The 22733-nt window shown below is 42.5% G+C and carries 18 protein-coding genes; 12 read left to right on the top strand and 6 right to left on the bottom strand.

Annotated elements, in window-relative coordinates:
- Positions 1 to 17: 17 nt before the first annotated feature.
- From L4D78_RS18320 to iolG, 3 genes are all read left to right on the top strand, one after another.
- Entirely contained in the window at positions 18 to 896 is an 879-nt protein-coding gene (locus tag L4D78_RS18320; protein ID WP_428468274.1) for a cache domain-containing protein, read from the top strand.
- 221 nt (positions 897 to 1117) lie between these two features.
- Positions 1118 to 1942: a 5-deoxy-glucuronate isomerase gene (gene iolB, locus L4D78_RS18325; protein ID WP_428468275.1), complete on the top strand. Its 825-nt coding sequence runs from the start codon at positions 1118 to 1120 to the stop codon at positions 1940 to 1942.
- A 25-nt stretch (positions 1943 to 1967) separates the two neighbouring features.
- On the top strand, positions 1968 to 2951 hold the full coding sequence (gene iolG / locus L4D78_RS18330; RefSeq protein ID WP_428468276.1) for an inositol 2-dehydrogenase: 984 nt from the start codon (positions 1968 to 1970) through the stop codon (positions 2949 to 2951).
- A gap of 148 nt (positions 2952 to 3099) precedes the next feature.
- On the opposite strand, the gene L4D78_RS18335 is transcribed toward iolG, so the two are convergent.
- The 4 genes from L4D78_RS18335 to L4D78_RS18350 all read right to left on the bottom strand — a co-directional run bounded on the left by L4D78_RS18335 (position 3100) and on the right by L4D78_RS18350 (position 7783).
- Positions 3100 to 3957: a MurR/RpiR family transcriptional regulator gene (locus L4D78_RS18335; protein ID WP_428468277.1), complete on the bottom strand. Its 858-nt coding sequence runs from the start codon at positions 3955 to 3957 to the stop codon at positions 3100 to 3102.
- A 196-nt stretch (positions 3958 to 4153) separates the two neighbouring features.
- On the bottom strand, positions 4154 to 5170 hold the full coding sequence (locus tag L4D78_RS18340; protein ID WP_428468278.1) for an ABC transporter permease: 1017 nt from the start codon (positions 5168 to 5170) through the stop codon (positions 4154 to 4156).
- Between the two features lie 42 nt (positions 5171 to 5212).
- On the bottom strand, positions 5213 to 6706 hold the full coding sequence (locus L4D78_RS18345) for a sugar ABC transporter ATP-binding protein (RefSeq protein ID WP_428468279.1): 1494 nt from the start codon (positions 6704 to 6706) through the stop codon (positions 5213 to 5215).
- Positions 6707 to 6778: 72 nt separating this feature from the next.
- A complete protein-coding gene (locus L4D78_RS18350; protein WP_428468280.1) occupies positions 6779 to 7783 on the bottom strand; it encodes a sugar ABC transporter substrate-binding protein in 1005 nt (334 codons plus the stop codon).
- Between the two features lie 638 nt (positions 7784 to 8421).
- Between L4D78_RS18350 and L4D78_RS18355 the strand changes: the two genes are divergently transcribed.
- Genes L4D78_RS18355 through L4D78_RS18370 form a run of 4 tightly spaced genes read left to right on the top strand, consistent with a single transcriptional unit; the run spans position 8422 to position 14637 of the window.
- The gene (locus tag L4D78_RS18355; protein WP_428468281.1) at positions 8422 to 10329 is read left to right on the top strand and encodes a bifunctional 5-dehydro-2-deoxygluconokinase/5-dehydro-2-deoxyphosphogluconate aldolase; all 1908 of its coding nucleotides are present in this window, start codon (positions 8422 to 8424) and stop codon (positions 10327 to 10329) included.
- A gap of 10 nt (positions 10330 to 10339) precedes the next feature.
- Positions 10340 to 12190 (top strand): 3D-(3,5/4)-trihydroxycyclohexane-1,2-dione acylhydrolase (decyclizing), encoded by a 1851-nt coding sequence (gene iolD / locus L4D78_RS18360; protein ID WP_428468282.1) that lies wholly within the window; start codon positions 10340 to 10342, stop codon positions 12188 to 12190.
- A gap of 11 nt (positions 12191 to 12201) precedes the next feature.
- Positions 12202 to 13110, top strand: a complete 909-nt coding sequence (gene iolE, locus L4D78_RS18365) for a myo-inosose-2 dehydratase (protein ID WP_428468283.1) — start codon at positions 12202 to 12204, stop codon at positions 13108 to 13110.
- Positions 13111 to 13125: 15 nt separating this feature from the next.
- Positions 13126 to 14637, top strand: a complete 1512-nt coding sequence (locus L4D78_RS18370) for a CoA-acylating methylmalonate-semialdehyde dehydrogenase (RefSeq protein ID WP_428468284.1) — start codon at positions 13126 to 13128, stop codon at positions 14635 to 14637.
- Positions 14638 to 14758: 121 nt separating this feature from the next.
- Here L4D78_RS18370 and L4D78_RS18375 read toward each other — a convergent pair whose 3' ends face one another.
- Together L4D78_RS18375 and L4D78_RS18380 are read right to left on the bottom strand one after the other, a co-directional pair.
- Positions 14759 to 15565: a hypothetical protein gene (locus tag L4D78_RS18375; protein ID WP_428468285.1), complete on the bottom strand. Its 807-nt coding sequence runs from the start codon at positions 15563 to 15565 to the stop codon at positions 14759 to 14761.
- A gap of 406 nt (positions 15566 to 15971) precedes the next feature.
- A complete protein-coding gene (locus L4D78_RS18380) occupies positions 15972 to 17162 on the bottom strand; it encodes an ROK family protein (RefSeq protein WP_428468286.1) in 1191 nt (396 codons plus the stop codon).
- 329 nt (positions 17163 to 17491) lie between these two features.
- Here L4D78_RS18380 and L4D78_RS18385 point away from each other — a divergent pair, with 329 nt between their 5' ends.
- From L4D78_RS18385 to L4D78_RS18405, 5 genes are all read left to right on the top strand, one after another.
- Entirely contained in the window at positions 17492 to 18769 is a 1278-nt protein-coding gene (locus L4D78_RS18385) for an ABC transporter substrate-binding protein (RefSeq protein ID WP_428468287.1), read from the top strand.
- Positions 18770 to 18841: 72 nt separating this feature from the next.
- Positions 18842 to 19645: a sugar phosphate isomerase family gene (locus L4D78_RS18390; RefSeq protein ID WP_428468288.1), complete on the top strand. Its 804-nt coding sequence runs from the start codon at positions 18842 to 18844 to the stop codon at positions 19643 to 19645.
- Between the two features lie 55 nt (positions 19646 to 19700).
- Positions 19701 to 20810 carry a Gfo/Idh/MocA family oxidoreductase gene (locus L4D78_RS18395; protein WP_428468289.1) on the top strand — a complete coding sequence of 370 codons (1110 nt, stop codon included), beginning with the start codon at positions 19701 to 19703 and terminating at the stop codon, positions 20808 to 20810.
- On the top strand, positions 20800 to 21687 hold the full coding sequence (locus tag L4D78_RS18400; protein ID WP_428468290.1) for a sugar phosphate isomerase/epimerase family protein: 888 nt from the start codon (positions 20800 to 20802) through the stop codon (positions 21685 to 21687). Before L4D78_RS18395 ends, L4D78_RS18400 begins: the two co-directional genes overlap by 11 nt.
- Before the next feature lie 121 nt (positions 21688 to 21808).
- Complete coding sequence (locus L4D78_RS18405; RefSeq protein WP_428468291.1) at positions 21809 to 22723, top strand: ROK family protein; 915 nt, start codon at positions 21809 to 21811, stop codon at positions 22721 to 22723.
- Positions 22724 to 22733 lie beyond the last annotated feature (10 nt).

Consider the following 22733-nt stretch of genomic DNA (forward strand, 5'->3'; position numbering starts at 1 on the left):
TTGCTTGGTGTAGGTTTATGAATAAAGTAAGTAGTTTAGTCATTATTGTAATGTCCATTGTGTTTATTGGTCGAGCTGTAGCATTGGATGTAGAGGAAGTATCAAAGAAGGGTACACAGGTAGTTTCTCCACCAATTATTACTGAAGATGCACGACGGGCTCAGGCGTTGTTAGATAAGGCTATATCACATGTTCAGAACAGAGGGGCAGGGGCGATATCAGACTTTTCTAACCAATCCCGATTTACCGATAAAGAGTTGTATGTATTCACTCTTGATATTGATGGCGTGTTTCTTTCTAGTGGCGGCTCGTCAGCGGTGCTTGTGGGTGACAATGTAACAAATACAGCAGACATGCATGGAAAGCTTTTCTTTCGTGACATGATAGAAATCGCTAAGCAAGAGGGAGGTGGTACTGTCGAGTATTACTGGACTAACCCTGTTGATAGTCGAGGTGAACCTAAGCGAACGATGTTCAAGCGGATCGGAGATGCTATTGTGGCTGTAGGTTACTACCCATCTCGTTCAACGGACTATCAGGCAAGGGGGTTCTTGGATGAAGCAACTAAAGCGTTAATCAATGATGAGCAAGATGCCTTGGCCGAGTTTAATCATCATGATAGTCAGTTCGTAAAAAATGACTTATACGTTTTTGTGTTAGATAAACGGACAGGGGTTTTTCTTGCTCATGGCGCGACACCAAATTTAGTCGGCAAGGTGTTTAATATTAAGGGAAAGCCGATGATAGAGGAGATGCTGAAATTGGCTGAAGAAACTGGCCGCGGCGAAATTAACTATCCTTGGCTTAATCCGACATCGGGAAAAGTGGAAAGTAAACACACTTACTACCGTATTCTAGATAACAAGTTAGTTGCGGTGGGATATTACCCAAGATAAGCCAACTTAGTTACTCGAAATCATTTAAAAAAATGGCTCTTCTATATCAGAAGAGCCATTTTTTATGCCAATTATTTACGCGGAATTGATGAAGTTTTCAGCGTGTTACCTCGCCCACAAAATGAACTATTTATTTCAAATTTGCTTTGAAAAGATTTTTTCGTTCGATTATGATTTTTGGAAAATAAATTCCATACCATGTCAGACGGCGAGGACGGATCATGTCAAAATTGCTTTCCAAATATCAAACGCCAGACCAGCATGGCAATACCCAAACCATTACCCCTGAATCGGCAGAGTGGGGCTATGTAGGTTTTCAGGCGTATGAGCTTAAAACCGGACAAAAACTTGAATTGCCTGCCAGTGACAATGAAGTATGCGTTGTATTGGTTGGTGGTTTTGCCACAGTGACAACAGCGAATGACACATTTGAGAACATTGGCGATCGAATGGGGCCATTTGAGCGGAAAAAACCGTACGCTGTCTATGTTGCCAAAGGTGAGCCAATTTCGGTTGTAGCGAATACAGCATTGGAAATTGCGGTTTGTCAGGCGCCGGGTAAAGGAAATTATCCTACTCGCTTAATCAAGCCTGATGACATTGATGCTGAACAGCGTGGTGTGGGCAATAACAAACGTTATGTTCATAACATTTTGCCTGACTATAAAGAAGCAGATAGCTTGTTGGTGGTTGAAGTGTATACCGATGAAGGCTGTACAAGTTCGTACCCGAGCCATAAGCATGATCAAGATGCAGAGCCTAATGAAACCTACCTTGAAGAGACTTATTATCACCGTTTGAACCCTGAGCAAGGCTTCTGTATGCAGCGTGTATATACCGATGATCGTTCATTGGATGAATGCATGGCGGTGTATAACAAAGATGTTGTCCAAGTACCAAAAGGTTATCACCCCGTGGCGACCATCGCTGGTTATGACAGTTATTACCTAAATGTAATGGCGGGGCCAACGCGTAAATGGTTGTTCACTTGGGAAGATGAACATCAATGGATTAATGAAGATCAATATGCAAGAAAACACCAATAATTAATTTCCGGCTAAGGAGTAAGTCATGTTTAATATAGCTCTATTTGGAGCTGGCAGGATTGGCCAGGTACATGCGGTAAATATTGCGAGCCACCCTAAAACGCGTTTGTATTCTATTATTGACCCTTATGTTGAAGGGGCAAATAAATTGGCACAAGAATACGATGCAATGGTGCAAAGTATTGAACAAGCAATGTCAGATCCAGCGGTTGATGCGGTTTGTATTTGTTCTGCAACTGACACGCACGCCGATTTAATGGAGCTTGCAGCCAAACATGGCAAGGTTATTTTCTGTGAAAAGCCGATTGATTTAGATATCAGTCGTGTTAGAGATTGTTTGGCAACAGTTAAGCAATATGATGTACCAATGCTTCTCGGATTTAACCGCCGTTATGATCCACAATTCCGTACGTTGAAAAACCAACTGGATGCCGGTGTGATTGGCCAGCCAGAATCGTTAGTGATTACATCGCGAGACCCGTCACCACCGCCAGCAGAATATACGAAAGTATCGGGCGGTATGTTCCGTGATATGACTGTTCATGACTTGGACATGGCACGCTTTATCATGGGCGAAGATCCGGTGTCGATCACCGCGCATGGCAGCTGTATGGTTGATCCTGCTATTGGTGAAGCCGGCGATATTGATACTGCCGTTTTAGTCTTGAGCTTTCCATCTGGTGCAATTGCAACCATCAATAACAGCCGTCGTTCTGGCTATGGCTATGATCAACGCCTTGAACTACATGGTTCGAAGGGGTTGCTACAAGCGCATAATGCAAAGGAAAACTTGGTACAGCATTGGGGTGAAGACGGATGTGTCGCAGCTAAGCCGCAGTATTTCTTTCTAGAGCGCTACCAAGCAGCTTATGTGGCTGAGTGGCAGCATTTTGTTGAAGTTCTGGAAGGTGTAGAACCTGAATGTAGCGGTGCCGACGGTGAGTTTGCACTTGTGCTTGCTGATGCTGCGCTTGAGTCAATGAAACTCGGCAAAACAATTAAACTGTAACGTGAACGCGTTCCTGAGTGATGTGAAGTTTGATTGGAATGTACCCCCAGAACAATCACTAATTTCATATCATTCTTTCTGATAAGCCTCGCATTTGCGAGGCTTTTTTCGTTAAACATATACGCTATGGCGTTGTGCTTTCGAAGACTTAACTGTCTGGGGCCAATGGTACGTCTCTGTTTACATTCTGTTTGTAGGCAAGGGATACAGCAAGAGTTTGCGCTAAACAGAGAGATGCAGATTGTGATCGGAAGGCATCGACTTGTGCTTCTTTAACAACGAAACAAACATCGCTAAATGTTGCCAGTGGGCTGATTTGGCTATCGGTAATGACGATTTGCTTCGCACCTGCTTTAGAAGCGACTTCACTTAGGGTGACAGTTTCTTGAGCGTAAGGTGAAAAGCTAATGGACAACACGGCATCATTAGGTCCAATCATTGAGAGCTGTTCTTTAAACATTCCGCCTAAACCATCAATAAGAAAGGCGCGACGCTCAAGGTGACGAAGGGCATAGGTTAGGTATGATGCAACGCTGAATGAGCGTCTGAGGCCGATTAGGTAGATATTGTCAGCTTTACTTAGGATTTCGACGGCTTCTTCTAGCTTATCTTCTGGCGTTTGAGCGACCAAGTGGTTCATTGCTTGTGTGTTAGCTCGGGCAAATTCTTGTAGAATCATCGCCGGTTTTTCTGCCGAACTCTCTTCAACTTCTAGTTCTTTGAATAACTTAGCCCGTTCGGTGTAGCTGGTGGTTTCTTCAACGAGGTTACGTCTGAATAGTTGTTTCATGTCATTAAAACCACTAAAACCAAACGCATTAGCAAAGCGGATTAATGTCGATGGAGGCACCTCTGCTTGGCTAGCGATAACGGCCACAGTATCGAATGCAACGCTATTAGTATTGTCTAATACATAACGAGCAACTTGTTGTAAACGCTTACTCAAATCACCATAACGAGTGCGAATTTGATCTTGTAATTCAGTAAGGTTGGTAGCGGCAGACATGTTTAACTCCCTAAGCTGATTCTATGATCTATTGTAAGGTTTTGAATTCAACTATGAAACATTTTTTTCATAATTACTGTTTTATATGCCTATCTGGAATGAATGTTCCAAGCGAAAAAAAGCCACGCTCTGGGGGGAACGTGGCGCTTCAACGTGAAGTCCTACAGTAAAGCTATATTTTGGGGTATTGGTTTAATTATTTACTTTTCTTTTGTCGTTTCATATCGAAGACAACAGCAACCACAATGACCAACCCTTTAACGACTTGCTGCCAATAAGCAGAGACATTCAATAAGTCGAGGCCATTTTGTAATACACCCATAATCATGGTGCCGACAATGGTACCTTGAATCGTACCGATACCGCCTGCATGGGAAACACCACCAACAGTTGCTGCTGCAATGGCATCCAATTCGTACATAACACCGAGGCCTGGCTGACCAGAGTTGATACGGGCAGTTAAGATAAGGGCTGCAATACCGGCGAGTAAACCTGCGTAAACGTAAACTAAAATTTTGTATTTTTTAACGTTAATGCCAGATACATAGGCTGCGGTTTCGTTACCACCAATCGCGTAAGCGTATTTACCAAATCGGGTGTAATTAAGCAGGATATAGGTGATCAAAGCCATCACAAGGAATATCACAACAGGAACAGGAATGCTGCCGATCGTACCTTGTCCAATCCACTGGTAAGAGTCTATTAGGCTACTGACTGGGCGACCGTCAGAATAGAGTAGTGCAGCACCGCGAGCGATGATCATCATACCGAGTGTTGCAATAAATGGAGGGATACCAGTATAGGCAATTAATGCACCATTAATTAGGCCGCATAACGCACCAACAGCAAGCGCAACAAGAATGGGTACAATGATAGGTAACTCTGGCATTGCAGGATACATTCTCATCCCCCAATCCAATGTTTGTGCAGTACTTGCTGAGACGACCGCAGCAACGGCAAGAACAGAGCCGGATGACAGGTCGATGCCTCTAGTAATAATGATAATGGTCACGCCAAGAGCAAGTAGACCGATACTGGCCATTTGTGTCATTACATTAAGAAGGTTGGCTACTGTTAAGAAAACAGGAGACAGAATCGACATCACCACACACATGGCGATGAAAACGAAATAAATTGCGTATTTTGATAAAAAGCGTTTTGTACTAGTGACTTTCGGTTGATCCGACGTCCCTTGAAGAATTTTAGCTATCATAACAACATTCCTTGATTTGTTCTGGTTTAGCTGATGGCTGTTTTAGTTGAAAGCCATTGACATAACTTGTTGTTGGGTGGCTTCTGTACCATCTAGCTCACCTTTTAGTTTACCTTCGTGCATAACCAATATTCGGTCACTCATACCAATAACTTCAGGTAGTTCAGATGAGATCATGACTAAGCTTTTTCCCATACCGGTTAATAAGCGCATGAGCTTATAAATTTCAGATTTAGCACCAACGTCAATACCACGGGTAGGTTCATCTAAAAATAAAATGTCGGGCTTTGTGAGCATCCAGCGTGCAAGGAGGACTTTTTGTTGATTGCCCCCGCTGAGGTTATCAATGGTTTCAGACATGCCAGGTGTTTTTACTTTTAACTTGGTGCATTGGCTTGCACAGTCTTTTTGCATCGAACGTACATCGAGCACGTTAACCACTTTATTTCGATAGGCATCGAGGTGAGCAATGGATGTATTTGCAAAAATATCGAGCATTAAATAAAGACCTGAATGGCGTCGATCTTCGGTAAGAAAAGCCATTTTATGATTGATAGCATCTTGCGGTGTTTTTATTTCGACATTCTCGCCGTTAATCCAAATTTCACCGACGTTATGCTGCCTAACACCAAATAAGGTTTCTATCAGTTCTGTTCGTCCGGCCCCAACAAGGCCTGCTATACCAAGAATTTCACCTTCATGGAGCTTGAAGTTGATGTTTTCAAACACACCATCAACTGAAAGATTTTTAACTTCTAGTCGTGTTTTTCCAGGTTTTGCCGTTGCTGGAGGGAATACATCACCAAGGTCTCGACCAACCATCATATGAACAAGTTCATCGTTATTCGTATCTTTAGCTTCACGTTCACCAATGTAGTTTCCGTCACGGAAGACGGTAATATCATCACAAATACGAAATATTTCATCCATCTTATGACTGATATAAACGACTGACACACCTTGTGCTTTTAACTTTTCGATAATCTCAAATAAATGATCTACTTCTTTACCGGTTAAGGCTGAAGTGGGTTCATCCATAATAATAATTTTTGAATTGTAGGAAATCGCTTTAGAAATTTCGATCATTTGCATGGTTGCAACCGTAAGCTCACTCATTGGCGTACGAGGATCGAGGTGTAAATCTAATTGTTTTAATAATTCTGTTGTATCATGGTACATCTTCTTATGGTCAATAAGCTTTAGTGGCCCCTTTACGGGTTCACGGCCTAGCCAAATGTTTTCTGCAATACTGCGGTGGAGAATAGGGGATAGCTCTTGATGGATCATTGAGATCCCAGCTTCAAGCGCTTCTTTTGCACCACTATAATTAACTTGCTCCCCAAGGTAGCGAATTGTCCCACCGTCGCGTTGATAGATACCAAACAGCACTTTCATTAGGGTAGATTTACCTGCGCCATTCTCTCCCATCAGAGCCATCACTCGGCCTTCTTTTAATGTTAATTGCACATTATCAAGTGCCTTCACGCCGGGAAATGTCTTGGTAATTCCACGCATTTCTAATACAACATTGTGCATGCTTTATGCTCCATTTAGGATGCTCTATGTATCAGTGTTCAAACACATAGAGCATGTCAGTGCGGGGGATGATTAGCCTTGCTTAGCTTCAAATGCTGCGAGGTTATCCTTTGTCACGAGCTCAGCAGGAATCCAAGTGATTTTGTCGCGAGGTGTTTTGTTTATACCGTTTATAGCTGCATCTAATGCTCCACGTGCTTGGCCAGCACCATCTTGGAATACCGTTGCATCAAGCGCACCGTCTTTAATTGCCATGATGCCATCTGGCGTTGCGTCAACACCTATAACGATTGTTTCATCGAGTTTACCAGCAGCACGTAAAGCTTGAATTGCACCTAATGCCATATCGTCATTATTAGAAATAATGATGTCTAATGGGTCACCAGAGTTGATCCAGTTTTCCATTACGATCATGCCTTGCGAGCGCTGCCATAGACCAGTTTGCTTACGGATAATGTTATATTCAGGCTTGTCTTTGAAGAAGTCTTCTACACCTTGAGTTCGCATAATTGCCGCTTCAACTGTCATCATTCCCATGATAATGCCAATGTTTCCGCCTTCAGTATTATCGGCAGCATACTTTGCTTGCTCTTCACCAAAGCGAAGTTCTTCTGAACCGACATAAGAAACGCCCTCTGGTAGGTAAGAAGGACGGCGGTTTAGGTACACTAAATCAATACCCGCTTTTTGAATATTGTCAGTCATCGGCTGCGTTGCATCGGTATTTACTGGTACAAGAATGATGCCGTCAACTTGTTGGATAATGAAGTTTTGAATTTGACCAAGTTGTTTTACCGTATCTTCTTTAGCGTCTACGAATATAAGCTCTACATCATCATACTCTTTGGCATATTCTTCCATTGAATCTTTCATGGTAACCAAGAAAGTGTCATCAAAATTCGGAATGGCTACACCGATACGCTTAACGTTACTATCCGCTTCTTCCCCACCACAAGCGGCAAGTAAGGCAACGGCGCCGATAATCGCAACCTTACGTAAAACGCCTTTGGATAAGTCTTTTGTGGTTGAAATACAAAGTGTGAGTAGAGAAGTAAATCCATGCTTCGTTGATGGCATTATTGCCTCCTTATTATTGTTCACGACACTGCATTTTTTATGAAATGTTCATTTCATAAAGTGCAGTGTTATTGTGCAATGTACTTTCTTAAACGAAAATTTTGTTTAGAAAGCATATTCGCGCTTGTTGAAATAAATTTATTGTTTTTATGTTAACGACTATAAGTCCGAGCTTGAAAAATGACCACCCCAAAAGACATCAAAATAACAATTTTGTTAACTACGTCTCACTGAAATCGATTAAACACATTTTGAAACATTTGTAAGTTATTGTTTTTAATAAAATAAATATCAACTATTGATTGATTTACTGCTAAGTCATTGATCTTTATTGCTTTGCTTGCTCGTAGTTACAATGTGAAATAAGTGTTGTGTGAATATGAAAAATATTTTTCGTCGCATAAGGGTTGATATTAGTTGTTGCTGATTTTACGGCTGGAAATAAAAAGGCTACCTAGGTCACAAATAAGCTCATCTATTTCGCATTTCATTTGAAATGAAATGAATATTTCGTATAGTGGTTGTATCGAAACGATGTGTGTTTTGATTTTTAATCAACACAGTCGCAGATAATCAATTTAGTCATTATCCGGTTGGGTTCTTAGCTAGTTAAGGTAGTTATAGAGGGAGTGGAAAGGATGAAAACCAACAATAAGGAATTAGATCTTATTTGTATGGGGAGAGTGGCTGTTGACTTATATGGACAACAGATCGGTGCCCGTCTTGAAGATATGGGCACTTTCTCTAAATACCTTGGTGGATCATCAGGTAACGTAGCCTACGGTACAGCAAGGCAAGGGCTTAAGTCATCCATGCTTGCACGAGTTGGTGACGAGCATATGGGGCGCTTTCTTCGTGAAGAGCTGCAGCGAGTAGGGGTCGATATAAGTAATCTTATTACTGATAAAGATCGCCTGACTGCTTTGGTTATTTTGGGTATTAAAGATGAAGATACTTTTCCACTCATCTTCTATCGTGACAATTGCGCAGATATGGCAATAACAGCTGATGACATTAATGAAGATTACATCGCATCTGCTCGTTGCCTTGCTATTACGGGTACTCATCTATCACACCCCAATACTCGAGAAGCAGTATTAACCGCGTTACGTTATGCACGTAAACACGGCGTCAAAACCGCGATTGATATTGATTATCGGCCTGTTTTGTGGGGGTTAACTTCGTTGGGAGACGGTGAGTCGCGTTTTGTTGAATCTGAGAAAGTGACAGCTCAACTTCAAGAAGTACTGGGCTTATTTGATCTCATTGTTGGTACGGAAGAAGAATTTCATATTGCAGGTGGTTCGACAGACACTCTTGATGCATTGAAGGCTGTTAGAGCGGTTAGCCAAGCTGAATTAGTGTGCAAGCGTGGTCCATTAGGCTGCTCTGTATTTACTGATAATATTCCAAATGACCTAGATGATGGTATTACCGTACAGGGGGTGCGTGTCGACGTGCTTAATGTGCTCGGTGCAGGCGATGCCTTTATGTCGGGTCTATTACGTGGCTACCTCAATGAAGAAGGCTGGGAGAAAGCCTGTTCCTATGCGAATGCCTGCGGTGCGTTAGTTGTTTCTCGCCATGGCTGCGCACCTGCCATGCCATCTAAAGAAGAGTTGGATGATTATTTAATCCGTGCCAATGAGGTTCCACGACCAGATCTTGATGAGCGATTGAATCACCTTCACCGCGTAACAACGCGAGATAAGGATTGGGATGAGCTTTGCGTATTAGCCTTCGACCACCGCATTCAGTTTGTTGATATGGCCCGCGAAGCGAATGCCGATATTGCTCGTATTAAGCCTCTGAAACAGTTGATTCTTCAAGCAAGCCGTGAAGTCGCACAAGAAGCAGGTTTGGCTGGCAAAGCGGGTTTGCTCTGTGACAGTACATTTGGTCAAGATGTACTGAATGAGATAACAGGAGAAGGGTGGTGGATTGGCCGCCCTGTCGAGCTACCAGGTTCACGCCCGCTGGAGTTAGAACATGGCAATATAGGATCTCAGTTAATTGACTGGCCTTTAGATCATGTTGTGAAGTGCCTAGTTTTCTTCCATCCAGATGACCATCACGCATTGCGCTTAGAGCAAGAAAAACAGGTACGTGAAGTATACCAAGCATGTTGTAAGACAGGGCATGAATTACTGCTTGAAGTGATTTTACCTGCAGATATGGAGCGAAATGATGAGTTATACATTCGTGCCATGCAGCGTTTCTACAACTTAGGGGTGAAACCTGATTGGTGGAAACTACCACCGATGACGTCTGAATCATGGAATACGGTTGATGCCTTGATCCAAGAGCGGGATAACCATTGTCGTGGTGTAGTGTTACTTGGCCTTGATGCGCCGGAAGATGAGTTGAAAGCCGGCTTCAACGCTGCCGCACATAACGATGTTGTTAAGGGGTTTGCGGTTGGGCGTACCATCTTTGGTCAGCCATCTCGGTTATGGCTTGCCAACGAGATTGATGATGCGGGGCTGATTGAGCAAATCAAGCAAAATTACCATAACCTCATCACGCTATGGCGTCAGCGCGGCTAGGAGAAAAATCATGACTGTTAACACTATTCGCCTGACGATGGCTCAGGCACTGGTAAAGTACCTTCAGGCTCAAAAAGTTGAAATCGATGGTGAAATTCAACCAATGTTCGCTGGTGTATTCGCTATCTTTGGACATGGCAATGTAGCAGGACTTGGCGAAGCGCTTTATCACGCTAATGCAAGTTTGCCAACGTATCGTGCCCACAATGAACAAGCAATGGCACACAGTGCTATTGCATTTGCCAAAGCAAATAACCGTCAGCAAATGATGGCAGCGACAACCTCTGTAGGGCCTGGAGCGTTGAACATGGTAACAGCGGCGGCTTTAGCCCATGTAAATCGCCTACCAGTACTGCTATTGCCGGGGGATACTTTTGCGACCCGTGAACCTGACCCGGTGTTACAGCAAGTCGAAGACTGGAGTGATGCGACAATTACACCGAATGATTGTTTCAAACCAGTCAGTCGATTCTTTGACCGTATTACTCGCCCAGAGCAGCTACTGAATAGCTTACCGCAAGCGATGCGTGTACTGACAGATCCGGTTGAGTGTGGCCCTGCGACCATTGCTCTTCCACAAGATGTCCAGACGATGGCGTTTGACTATCCATTGCACTTTTTTAAAGAGAAAGTACACCGTGCTCGTCGCCCAGGGGCGGATGAATATGAGCTAGCAGAAGTTATTGAATTAATTAAAGAAGCCAAACAGCCTCTAGTGATTGCTGGTGGCGGTATTCATTACTCGGGTGCATTAGCGCAGTTCCGAGAGTTTGTTGAAACTTACCAGATACCGGTGGGTGAAACACAAGCAGGGAAAGGGGCGTTACCATGGGATCACGCTTCTAACCTTGGCTCTATTGGGGTAACGGGATCGGCTGCGGTAAATACATTAGCAGCAGAAGCCGATGTAGTTATTGCTGTGGGTAGCCGTTTGCAAGACTTTACCTCTAGCTCGCGCGCACTGTTTAAGCCTGATGCAAAGATTGTGTCTTTGAATATCAATGGTTTCGATGCGACAAAACATTATGGTACGCCGCTGGTGGCAGATGCCAAAGTCACGCTGCCTCAATTAACATCGAAGTTAGCAGATTGGCAGGTGAGCTCTAGCTGGCAGGCGAAAGCAGAATCGCTGCGTCAGCAGTGGAACGAAACAGTGTCTATTGCCATGACAGATCGTAAAACTGATTTGCCAACTGATGCAGAAGTGATCGGTGCGGTTAACCGTGCTGCTAACGAGAAAGACATTGTTGTTTGTGCCGCAGGTGGTTTACCAGGTGAGCTTCATAAGCTTTGGCGTACGCGTTATGACAAGGGTTATCACCTTGAATATGGCTTTTCATGCATGGGGTATGAAATTGCTGGTGGCTTAGGGGTCAAAATGGCAAAGCCAGACTCTGAAGTCTTTGTCATGGTGGGTGATGGTTCATACCTGATGTTGAACTCAGAAATTTCAACATCAGTAATGCTTGGGCAAAAGCTGGTGCTTGTGGTGCTTGATAACCGAGGTTACGGGTGTATTAACCGCTTACAGCATGCTTGTGGTGGTGCAGGGTTTAATAACCTGCTGAAAGATTGCAATACCGTCGAAGAAGGTGCGCCGAAAACTGATTTTGCCGCCCATGCTCGATCACTGGGAGCACAAGCAGAAAAAGTCGGCAATATTGCTGAATTGGAACAAGCACTGGTTCGTGCCAAGCAAGCAGCGTCGACTTATGTGATCACCCTAGATACTGACCCGTTAAGTACGACGGAATCAGGCGGTTCATGGTGGGAAGTTGCAGTGCCAGAAGTATCTGAGCGTGAACAAGTTCGCCAAGCCAGAAAGCGTTACGAACTCGCCAAGCAGCAGCAAGTAATTTAAGGAGAAGTAGTATGACTGTTCAACTAGGTATTAACCCGCTGACATGGACTAATGACGATCTGCCATCCCTTGGTGCTGAAACACCACTTGAGACTTGCTTGAGCGAAGGGCGACAAGCTGGCTTTACAGGGTTCGAGCTGGGAAACAAATTCCCACGCGATGCCAGTGTACTTGGCCCTATTTTGGCTAACCATGATGTAAAGCTGGTTTCGGGCTGGTATTCGGGTGAATTGCTGACGCGTTCGGTAGAAGAAGAAATCGAAGCTGTGCAATCTCATTTAATCTTGCTGCGCGAATTAGGTGCAACCGTGATGGTTTTTGCTGAAGTGACCGACTGCATTCATGGTCAACAGGGTACCCCTGTGCGATTACGCCCTCAATTCCCAGCAGAACAATGGCAAGAGTACGGTAAAAAGCTGAGTGAATTTGCCAAATACACCAAGAGCCAAGGGGTACAGGTTGCGTATCACCACCACATGGGAACGGTGATCGAAAGTGCAGAGGACATCGATAATCTGATGGACTACACCACAGAAGATGTTGGTTTGCTGCTTGATACTGGACACCTAACATTTGCAGGTGCTGATCCGGCGGTGGTCGCTACTCGCTGGGCCCACCGTATTAATCATGTGCATACCAAAGACGTACGCGCAGATGTGCTAGCGGATGTGAAAAACCGTAAAACCAGCTTTTTAGATGCAGTATTGGATGGTGTGTTTACGGTACCGGGTGATGGTTGCGTAAATTACCCTGCGGTTTTCGAACCGTTAAAAAAAGCGAATTACCAAGGTTGGCTAGTGGTTGAGGCAGAGCAAGACCCAGCCATCGCTCACCCTATGACTTATGCCTCTTTAGGCTTCAATAATTTACAACAACTTGCTGGCGAAGCTGGGCTATTAATCGGCCAAGAACAAAAATAATTTCAGGAGCGAAAAATGGAAACTGTACAAAATTTCATCCACGGTCAGATCAGCGAAAGCCATAGCCAGCGATTTGCACCAATTTATAACCCTGCGACAGGCGAGCAAACCCGTCAGGTTGTGCTGAGCTCGGCAGCTGAAACAGCTGAAGCGATTTCAGCTGCTGATAAAGCTTTTCCAGCATGGGCAAAAGCATCACCACTAAAGCGTGCTCGTGTGATGTTTAAGTTTAAAGCGTTACTTGAACAAAACATGGATGAGCTGGCACGGTTAATTTCTAATGAGCACGGTAAAGTCTATTCAGATGCTGTGGGTGAAGTAACCCGTGGCCTAGAAGTGGTTGAGTTTGCTTGCGGTATTCCGCACTTACAAAAAGGTGAGCATTCAGCCAATGTCGGTACTGGTGTTGATAGCCATTCTTTAATGCAGCCGCTAGGTGTTTGCGCTGGGATTACACCATTTAATTTCCCTGCGATGGTGCCAATGTGGATGTTCCCTATCGCGTTGGCAACGGGTAATACTTTTATACTGAAACCATCGGAAAAAGATCCGTCGATGGCGATTATGATGGCCAAATTACTGAAAGAAGCAGGCTTGCCTGATGGGGTATTTAACGTTGTTAATGGTGATAAAGAAGCGGTAGATGTGCTTCTTACCGACTCTCGAGTTCAGGCGGTGAGCTTTGTGGGCTCGACACCAATCGCAGAATACATTTATTCGACCGCATCAGCCCATGGCAAGCGTTGTCAGGCATTGGGTGGGGCGAAGAACCATTGTATTGCCATGCCTGATGCAGATTTAGATATGGCGACGAATGCGATTATGGGGGCGGCTTATGGTGCCGCGGGTGAGCGATGTATGGCGTTATCTGTTGTTGTTGCTGTCGGTGATGAAACAGCAGATGAACTAATCGCCAAATTAACTAGCCAAATCGGTGCTATGAATGTTGGACCAGGTGTAATTGAAGGGCCTGAAAATGATATGGGTCCAGTGATTTCTGCTCAGCATAAAGAGAAGATCTGTGATTACATCAACTCTGGTGTAGAGCAGGGCGCTTCGTTAGTTGTCGATGGTCGTGATATTAGTATCGATGGTCATGAAAATGGCTTCTTCGTTGGCCCTACATTGTTTGATAATGTATCGCCAGAAATGACAATCTACCAAGAAGAGATCTTTGGTCCGGTATTAGCCGTTGTGCGCGTGCCTGATTACCAGACTGGTCTTGAGTTAATCAACCGCCATGAGTACGGCAATGGTACGGCTATCTTTACTCGAGATGGCGAAACTGCACGCCAGTTCAGCGAAGATGTACTTGCGGGCATGGTAGGGATTAACGTACCAATTCCTGTACCAATGGCGTTCCATAGTTTTGGTGGTTGGAAACGTTCAGTCTTTGGGCCGTTGAATGTACACGGTAACGATGGAGTACGTTTCTACACTAGAATGAAAACAGTAACCAGCCGTTGGCCGACAAGTGTTCGCCTAGAGCAACACAGCAGCAGCTTTGTGATGCCGACAATGGACTAAATTAGATTCACGGTCTATGTAATAAAGCCAGAACAGTATCACTGTTCTGGCTTTTTCAGCACTGTAGCTGCGATGGTTGTAAACGCTTTAATATTATATAGAGAAATGGCTTCGCGTTTATTTAGTATCCAAAAGCAGGGCTTAATACATTGTGAATGATGGCAGGGTAAGCCTTATCCATCATGAAAATGCTATCTTGCTCTTTACCTGTGTTGAAGTCAGTAAAGTTAGCAATAAAGAAGAACCTATCGACATTTTTATAAGAATCCATGACGAAATCAGTGTTGCCGCCATCCAATGGTGTACCATCAGAAACAACATGGTTTCCATTGGCAATGATGCTTACTGGGTGAGTAATAATATCATAGTCATTTTCAGCACACTGTTCGTCATTACAGAAACCGAGTGAATATAGTACATCGCCATATTTAACATAGGTATCGTTGCTAATAACCCCGGTAGCTAAGTGATTAGATTGAGGCCAGATTTTACCTGCAGCAATATTTGCGTCACTAACAACCCATTTGAAGCTATGTTTGAAGTCGGTACTGCTATGGCCAGGATCATTATCACCCGTACTCTTCTCTGCATAATAGGTAACAGTGAGAGTTTCGTTTTTCCAATCACAATAAGTCGTCACTTCAATCTGAGGATGGTTATTTTCAAAGCTACAAGCTTGGTGTAGAGAAGCAATGCTCATGCCGTAACGAGCAGAGGCTTCGGGATACCAAGTATCTGGCATTGGACGATCGGGTGACATATCACCAGCGGGTAAATGCGCTGGTGGCAATTGAGGTTGCGGTTTTTCTGGTACCTCAATCTCTGGCAGGTGTGTACTTGGTGGTAGTGTTTTATCGTCAGTGTTGTTGCTCGATGAATTACAACCCGCTAGCAACGCAATCATAATGAAGGTGGAGATTTTTTTCATATTAATTCACCATTTAAAAAGTATGGGTTAATTTATGCGAGTAGCTACAAGTCACTCGATAAAGATACAGTGTTTTTTATCATGTATTTGTGGGGTTAATATAATTACTATTATGAATGTATGTGATTAGTGAGATTTATCGAACTCTGTTTTATTGCTCTATCTGGTTGATAATGAAGGGATGTATATTTTGTTGTTCTAATTTTTAAATTTAATGTATCTTTGGTTTTGTGAATTGAACGGTATTTTTAATTGTTTTTTAGATGTTCAATTTATTGTTTGTGTTGCATGTAAAATGGTAAATATTTCACTCTGGTAACTGTGTTTTTGATATCAGCAACAGATTATTAGGTTCTACTGTTTAACGCCTGGCTTTGATTTTCAGGCGTTTTTAGATTTAGTTAGTCTATGGTGTTAGAAGAGGAGGGCTTGAATGAGAACAGTTGAATAAATGGAATAGTTTTGGATTACCTGCTGCATAAATTGGGATAGCTGCAGCACCTGTTGCAACAATATTATTATATTGAGGGGCGATCATTACTCGGGGGTGTTCTCGTGAAGCCGTGACACAAATTGAGGGTGGAAGGGGAGATGCATGGCTAAGGAGAGTATGGAGAAGTTCATTTGGTAAAGTACTGCCAATTATGATGCTCTCAGGTTCAAGCATGTTTTCTAAAATATTGATAACAAATTTTAACCTAGAGGCTGCGTCATCAAGCCACTTTATTAGTCTTGGTGACTTTAATGAAAGCTGATCATGTATAAAATCTGCCATCATTAACTCTGACTCTGGGCATTCGAGAGCTCGGCTTAAGCCTGAAATAGAGAGTAATTTCTCAACAAACTCTAATCTTCCTTCGTTAGGCCACTGTATTCGACCAACCTCACCTGCGTTGTTCCAAGATCCTTTATAGGGCTGTCCGTTTACAATAATTCCTGCACCTATACCGTTACCAATATAGAGGTAAACGAAATTGTTAAGTTTCTGGCCTTGACCTGAAACACGGCTACCAATTGCTGCAGCTGTAGCATCATTTTCTACGTAAATTGGAATCTCAATTTGTTTGCGTAGTTCTCCCACTAAATCAAAGCCTTTCCACACTCCCCATCCTGGGGATAACAGGTCAGCAGGTGTTCGATTATCGAGTAAAGTCGCTAAAGCAATTCCTGCTCCCCAAAGAGTTTGAGTTGGGCTGATCCTTGAAGATAAGAGGCGAATTACTGAAGCTAACTCATTGACAATGTAATACGGGTCTAAACTGTTCATTTCCAGCCGATGGCTAGCCAAGGTGTTTAAGTTTATGTCGACAAGGCGTGCTGTCATTACTCCCTTGTCAATTTGAATTCCTATAGAGCAAGCGGCTTGTTCACATACTTCCAATAATGTCTGCGGTTGTCCTCGTTTTCCTTGAACTTTCCCAGTTTCGGCCAGCAAACCACACTCAAGCAACTCACGAGTTATGTTCGTAATAGTTTGATTTCGAAGGCCTGTTCTTCCGGCAATCTCAACCCTGCTGATTGGCCCTGATTTCCGAATAGTCTCAAAGACAACAGCCTGATTAAACTTTCGGGTATCTTCGTGGTTAGTTCCTATCAATGTTCACCGCTCTGTAGTGTTTGATTTCAATAAGTTGAGAAGTTAATACCGTAGCATAAAAGTGATGTGTCGTTATTTAACTAAGTCATCCATTACATTAAATCCATTAAGTTGATTTATCAAGTTGATATTATAGTAATCGCTCAGTGCAGCTGTGAGACTTGGGTAATAGAGTGTTATGTAAATAAAATGTGATCCAATATACTATTTTGGAATATTTATATGGTCAAATGATGCTCAGATCACGGTGGTTAGATTAAAGGCTGGTCAATTCATTGGGATTTCTGATTAAATCAATTTAATGGATTTATTACGTGGGAGGGAACATCATGCCGCAACAAAGAAAGATAATAAGCTTGGCTGCAGGTATTGCTTTTAGTGCGATGCCTGCTCTTACTTATGCTGCTGAGGTGACAGTTTTTTGTAGCTCATCAGGTGTAGAGCTGCAGCTTTGTCGTGAAGGGACTGATGCTTGGGCTGAAAAGACAGGTAATGACGTTAATGTTGTTACATTACCAGCTGGTTGGGATGATGTTCTTCCTTTATATCAGCAGTTACTTGCTTCTCAATCAAAAGATATCGATGTACTGATTCTCGATACAATTTGGCCAGGAGCGTTGAAAAACCACTTGCTGGATATGAATCAATATGTCGATAGCAACGTTATTAATCAACATTTTAGCGCTGCTATTAATGGAACAACAGTGGATGGGAAAGTGCTTTCCTTACCTTGGTACATGGACACAGGAATGCTTTTTTATCGAAAAGACTTGTTAGAAAAGTATGAGCTTGATGTACCAGTAACCTATAGCGAGTTGACAAAAACAGCTGAAATTGTTCAAGCAGGTGAACGTAAAACAGGGCAGCGTGATTTTTGGGGGTATGTTTGGCAGGGTAGGCCTTATGAAGGGCTGACTTGTAATATAGCCGAATGGTTTGGTAGTACCGAAACTGGAGCCATAGTTAATGACAGCGGTGATGTGACGGTAAATACACCTGAGAATATGGAAGTTCTTAAAGTTGCAGCTAGTTGGGTGAATAACATTAGTCCTCCAGGTGTACTTAATTACGATGAAGAATCATCCCGAGGTGTGTTTCAAAATGGCAATGCACTATTTATGAGAAACTGGGCATATGCTTGGAATTTAGCAAACTCTGATGGCAGCGTTATCAAAGATAAAGTGGGTGTTGCTGCTTTACCAATGGCCACAATAAATGGTCGTAATGCAGGATGTTATGGAACTGCTTTACTTGGTGTTTCAAAATACTCCGCTAATCCTAAAGTTGCTGTTGATCTTGTTAAATACTTGACGGGGCCAGAAGAGCAGAAACGGCGTGCGATCGTTGGAGGATATAGTCCAACGTTACCTGAGCTTTATAATGACGAAGACATAGTGGCAGCTAATCCATTCCTCGTTGATGCAGAAGATGCGTTCGCTAATGTCGTAGCAAGGCCATCCCAAATAACAGGTGATCAATATAGCCGAGTGAGTTACACCATTTGGTCAGATGTACATTCAGCCCTCGCTGGTAATTCGAGTCCACAGGACGCGCTACAGAAATTAGAACGAGAGTTAGAGCGGATTAAACGTCGGGCACATTGGTAATAAATTAAAACTCTTATTCGGCACAGTATTGTGCTGTGTCGCCTGAATATATCTTGGTAGGCAGCTTCTATTATGACAACGAAAATCACTAGTTACTCTTCTTGCAATGAGCAAGGAATAGCAATAGCACGATATTTATTAGGAGAAATTAAAACAGCAAAAAATAATAATAGACACTACTTACTTGGTTGTCCCGGTGGGCGTTCACCAATGGCGGTGTACAATGCAATGGCTGATCTTGCTGAACAAGGTGGTGACGACCTTAGCAAATTAATCATTATTATGATGGACGACTATGTATTAGAAACCTCTGATGGCTTGAAGCAAGCAGATGATAGTGCACATTATAGCTGCAGGCGCTTTGCTGAAATTGAGATTAGGCAGCGACTTAATTCCGGTTTAGAGACGAATAAGCAAATAACTAAAGAAAATGTTTGGTTTCCATCCATTGATAGTCCAGAAAGCTATGATGAAAGAATAAAGCAAGCAGGGGGTATTGATTACTTTATATTAGCTACTGGTGGCTCTGATGGGCATGTCGCTTTTAACCCTCCAGGAACATTATTGTCTGAGATAACTCGAATTACAAAGCTAGCAGATACTACTAGGAGCGATAACCTCGGTACTTTTCCTGAATTCACGTCTCTAGCTGAGGTACCTACATATGGCTTAACGGTTGGTCCAGCTTCTATCGCATTATTATCAAAAGAAGCTGGCTTACTAATTGATGGTGAGCATAAACAATTCGCAACAAGAAAACTGTTTAATAGCACTAGCTATGAAGAAGATTGGCCATCAACGATTATTCATGAATGCCTCAATGGAACATTGCACATCGTGAAAAGTGCAATTCCTAAGGATTTAAATATTGAGTAATAGTTTTTAGTTATTGTATTTATTTTTTCGATTCTAAACTAGTTATGGAGTTTTTATGTCAGGCAATATATTAAATATTGGGTTAGTCGGCATGGGTGAGGCCGCTCAAACATTACATTTACCAACTTTGTTTCGCTATAATACTAAATTCAATGTTGTAGCTGGTCAGGATATTAGCTCAACATTAGTAGAACAGTTGTGTATGCAATATCAAATTAATAATGGGTACGCTAATGCTGAAGATGTAATTACTGACAGTAATGTTGATGCTGTTATTATTATGTCTCCAGATCCTCTGCATTATTTACACGCAAAAATGGCAATTGAAAATAATAAACATGTATTGTTAGAAAAGCCATCATGTCTACAGTTAGAGCATATTCAGGAATTGGCAGAGTTAGCAGAAGTAAATGGCGTAAAAGTTTGTATAGCCTATATGAGGGCATATTCTGAAGCATTTAAACAGGCTGAAAAGCAATTAACTGCATTTGGTGATATTAAAAGTGTTCGAGTTAGAGATCTTCAGAGAGAAGGGGATTACTATATTCCACAGGTCGCTGCCGTTGTGACACCCAATGACCATGACAGAGCTAAAATTACCGAATTAGCTGGAGTCGAATTATCACAAAGAAAGCATATCCTTGGAAATAAATCACATTCCGATTTGCTCTGGAAAATTTACCGAGTTTTAACTGGTGCTGCAATTCACAACCTTTCAGCACTTCGAATGTTAATTGGTGAGCCTAAACGAGTTGTGAGTGGTTATAGTAATTCGACGGGTGACAACATTGTTCTAACACTCGATTATGGGGAATTTTTTGCTAGCTATGAAATTTTGATTGATAACCTTTCTCGTGTTGATGCTCACATTGAAGTCACATCAGAATCGGAAATGTTTCGAGTTAATTACACAACACCGTATATTCGTAACTTACCTACGACCTTTGAATATCAATCATCCTTAAATGGGAAGAATATTAAATCTGTTAGTGGCCCTTATTATCAAGACCAATTCACTAACGAGTTACTGCATTTTCATGCTGCTATCAAGCAGGGTGAAGCAGTTAAAACAACATTAAATGATTCATTCAAAGATATTAAATTAGTTCAGCAAGCATTGCTATGTATAGCTGACTCATTGGGGGTAACTGAGCATGTCGAATAATATCAAATTAGCAACTTGTCCTTGTTCGTGGGGTGTTTGGTATCCGCAGGATGAACTGCAACCTAGTTGGCATAAGTTTTTAGATGAAGCGGCTGAGATCGGACATTCAGTTATTGAGCTTGGACCGTACGGATACTTGCCAAGCAATGTTGATCAACTAAAAGATGAACTTGCCGCAAGAAATATGTCAGTGTGTAGTACTGCTCACATGTCAGATCTGATAGTACCAGGTTCACTTGATAACCTTCGCCGTGATATTGACAAGATTTGCCCACTTTTAGTCGAGCTTGGTGCTGAATACTTTGTCTTTATGGATGGTGATGAACTTTACCCTCACCCAAGCGACCGTAATCTAAATTTATCGCAATGGCGCCATGTTATCGAAGTTATAGGTGAATCAGCGAAAATTGTTCAGGAAGAGTATGGATTAAAATATGCGTATCACCCTCATGTAGCAACTTGCATTGAAAATGAGCATCAAATAATCCGTATGCTAAATGATACAGACGATAAATATGTCAATCTTTGCTTTGATACTGGGCATCATTTATATACAGGAGGTCTTCCTGAGGAGTTTATTAAGGAGTTCGGTAGTCGTATTAATTATTACCACTTAAAAGATATGAGCATGGAAGTTCTTAGCAAAGTGAAGCGAGAAAACCTTTCAGATAATGACGCGTTTGAAATAGGTGTTATGGTTCCATTAGGTCAGGGGAATGTGAACTTTTCCGCAGTGAAAGAAGCAATGATTACGACAGGTTTTAATGGCTATGCTGTGATTGAGCAAGATATTTACCCTGATCGCGAGAAACGGGCAAAATCATTTGCGCAGAGTAACCTGACCTTTGCACTAGAGCATGGTTTGGGTTGCAAATAAGGTTACGTATTTGGTTTGCAGCATGACCTGCAAACCTATATCTCGTCGAGTATTCATCTCATCATATATTACTGAAAAAAACATAATACCGATGAGTATTTGAAAGGGCAGGGAGTTTTAAATGCGAGAACCAAAATATGGAATTGGTATTGATATAGGTGGCACTAAGATTGCTGCAGGATTAGTTGATTTAACAACTGGTGCAATTCAAAGTACAAAAATTATTCCTACAGGCCGAGAGCGACACTCATCTGAAATAATAAAAGACTTACAGGAAATGGTTACTGAACAAACAACAATAGCTTTAACTAAAGGATGGCAAATCGAGCATTGTGGAATAGCGTTTCCTGAGTTGGTTAATAATGAAGGTGAAGTTGTAAGTGATTGGAATTTTAACTTATGTAGTTTGCGGACTGATGTATTTCCATTGAAGCATGTGGTATTTGATAGTGATGTCAGAGCTGCAGGCTTGGCAGAAGCAAAGTTTGGTGCGGGTAAAACTTATCAGAGCTTTGTCTATGTGTCACTCGGGACAGGTCTTAGTTATAGCTTGTATAACCAAGGTACACCTTGGCGTGGTGCTAATGGTTATGCCATTCACTTTGCAAGTAGCTTATTAAGCGGCCACTGTCATCATTGCGGAGAGCAGGCCAGCTTTATAGCTGAAGAACAGGTATCGGGTAACGGTATAGAAAGTACTTGGTTAAAAGTGCACTCAAAGCCTTATCAAGGTGGAGTACCTGCTCTTCTAAGGGCCGCTGAAACTCGTGATGGAGATGAACGAGAATGTGTTGCCTTAGCTGCTGAATCATTAGGTGGACTGATTGCACAGATGGTAAACATGCTGGACCCCGATGCCGTTGTAATTGGTGGAGGTTTGGGGTTAGCAGGAGGTATTTATCATGAGCTTACAGTCAAAGCGATAAGAGAAAGAATTTGGGCCGAGGAGTGCAAAAGCATTCCGATCAAACATGCTCAGTTTGGTACGTCTGCAGGTGTAATTGGTGCGGCTTTGTCTTCGATGGAAAATAGTTAGGGATAATGAT

Source organism: Photobacterium minamisatsumaniensis (assembly GCF_050336695.1).
GTDB lineage: Bacteria > Pseudomonadota > Gammaproteobacteria > Enterobacterales > Vibrionaceae > Photobacterium > Photobacterium minamisatsumaniensis.

What these genes read in the sequence shown, in the direction of transcription:
- L4D78_RS18320 (WP_428468274.1), top strand. Translation starts at nt 18, where the DNA reads ATGAATAAAGTAAGTAGTTTAGTCATTATTGTAATGTCCATTGTGTTT.
- iolB (WP_428468275.1), top strand. Translation starts at nt 1,118, where the DNA reads ATGTCAAAATTGCTTTCCAAATATCAAACGCCAGACCAGCATGGCAAT.
- iolG (WP_428468276.1), top strand. Translation starts at nt 1,968, where the DNA reads ATGTTTAATATAGCTCTATTTGGAGCTGGCAGGATTGGCCAGGTACAT.
- L4D78_RS18335 (WP_428468277.1), bottom strand. Translation starts at nt 3,957, where the DNA reads ATGTCTGCCGCTACCAACCTTACTGAATTACAAGATCAAATTCGCACT.
- L4D78_RS18340 (WP_428468278.1), bottom strand. Translation starts at nt 5,170, where the DNA reads ATGATAGCTAAAATTCTTCAAGGGACGTCGGATCAACCGAAAGTCACT.
- L4D78_RS18345 (WP_428468279.1), bottom strand. Translation starts at nt 6,706, where the DNA reads ATGCACAATGTTGTATTAGAAATGCGTGGAATTACCAAGACATTTCCC.
- L4D78_RS18350 (WP_428468280.1), bottom strand. Translation starts at nt 7,783, where the DNA reads ATGCCATCAACGAAGCATGGATTTACTTCTCTACTCACACTTTGTATT.
- L4D78_RS18355 (WP_428468281.1), top strand. Translation starts at nt 8,422, where the DNA reads ATGAAAACCAACAATAAGGAATTAGATCTTATTTGTATGGGGAGAGTG.
- iolD (WP_428468282.1), top strand. Translation starts at nt 10,340, where the DNA reads ATGACTGTTAACACTATTCGCCTGACGATGGCTCAGGCACTGGTAAAG.
- iolE (WP_428468283.1), top strand. Translation starts at nt 12,202, where the DNA reads ATGACTGTTCAACTAGGTATTAACCCGCTGACATGGACTAATGACGAT.
- L4D78_RS18370 (WP_428468284.1), top strand. Translation starts at nt 13,126, where the DNA reads ATGGAAACTGTACAAAATTTCATCCACGGTCAGATCAGCGAAAGCCAT.
- L4D78_RS18375 (WP_428468285.1), bottom strand. Translation starts at nt 15,565, where the DNA reads ATGAAAAAAATCTCCACCTTCATTATGATTGCGTTGCTAGCGGGTTGT.
- L4D78_RS18385 (WP_428468287.1), top strand. Translation starts at nt 17,492, where the DNA reads ATGCCGCAACAAAGAAAGATAATAAGCTTGGCTGCAGGTATTGCTTTT.
- L4D78_RS18390 (WP_428468288.1), top strand. Translation starts at nt 18,842, where the DNA reads ATGACAACGAAAATCACTAGTTACTCTTCTTGCAATGAGCAAGGAATA.
- L4D78_RS18395 (WP_428468289.1), top strand. Translation starts at nt 19,701, where the DNA reads ATGTCAGGCAATATATTAAATATTGGGTTAGTCGGCATGGGTGAGGCC.
- L4D78_RS18400 (WP_428468290.1), top strand. Translation starts at nt 20,800, where the DNA reads ATGTCGAATAATATCAAATTAGCAACTTGTCCTTGTTCGTGGGGTGTT.
- L4D78_RS18405 (WP_428468291.1), top strand. Translation starts at nt 21,809, where the DNA reads ATGCGAGAACCAAAATATGGAATTGGTATTGATATAGGTGGCACTAAG.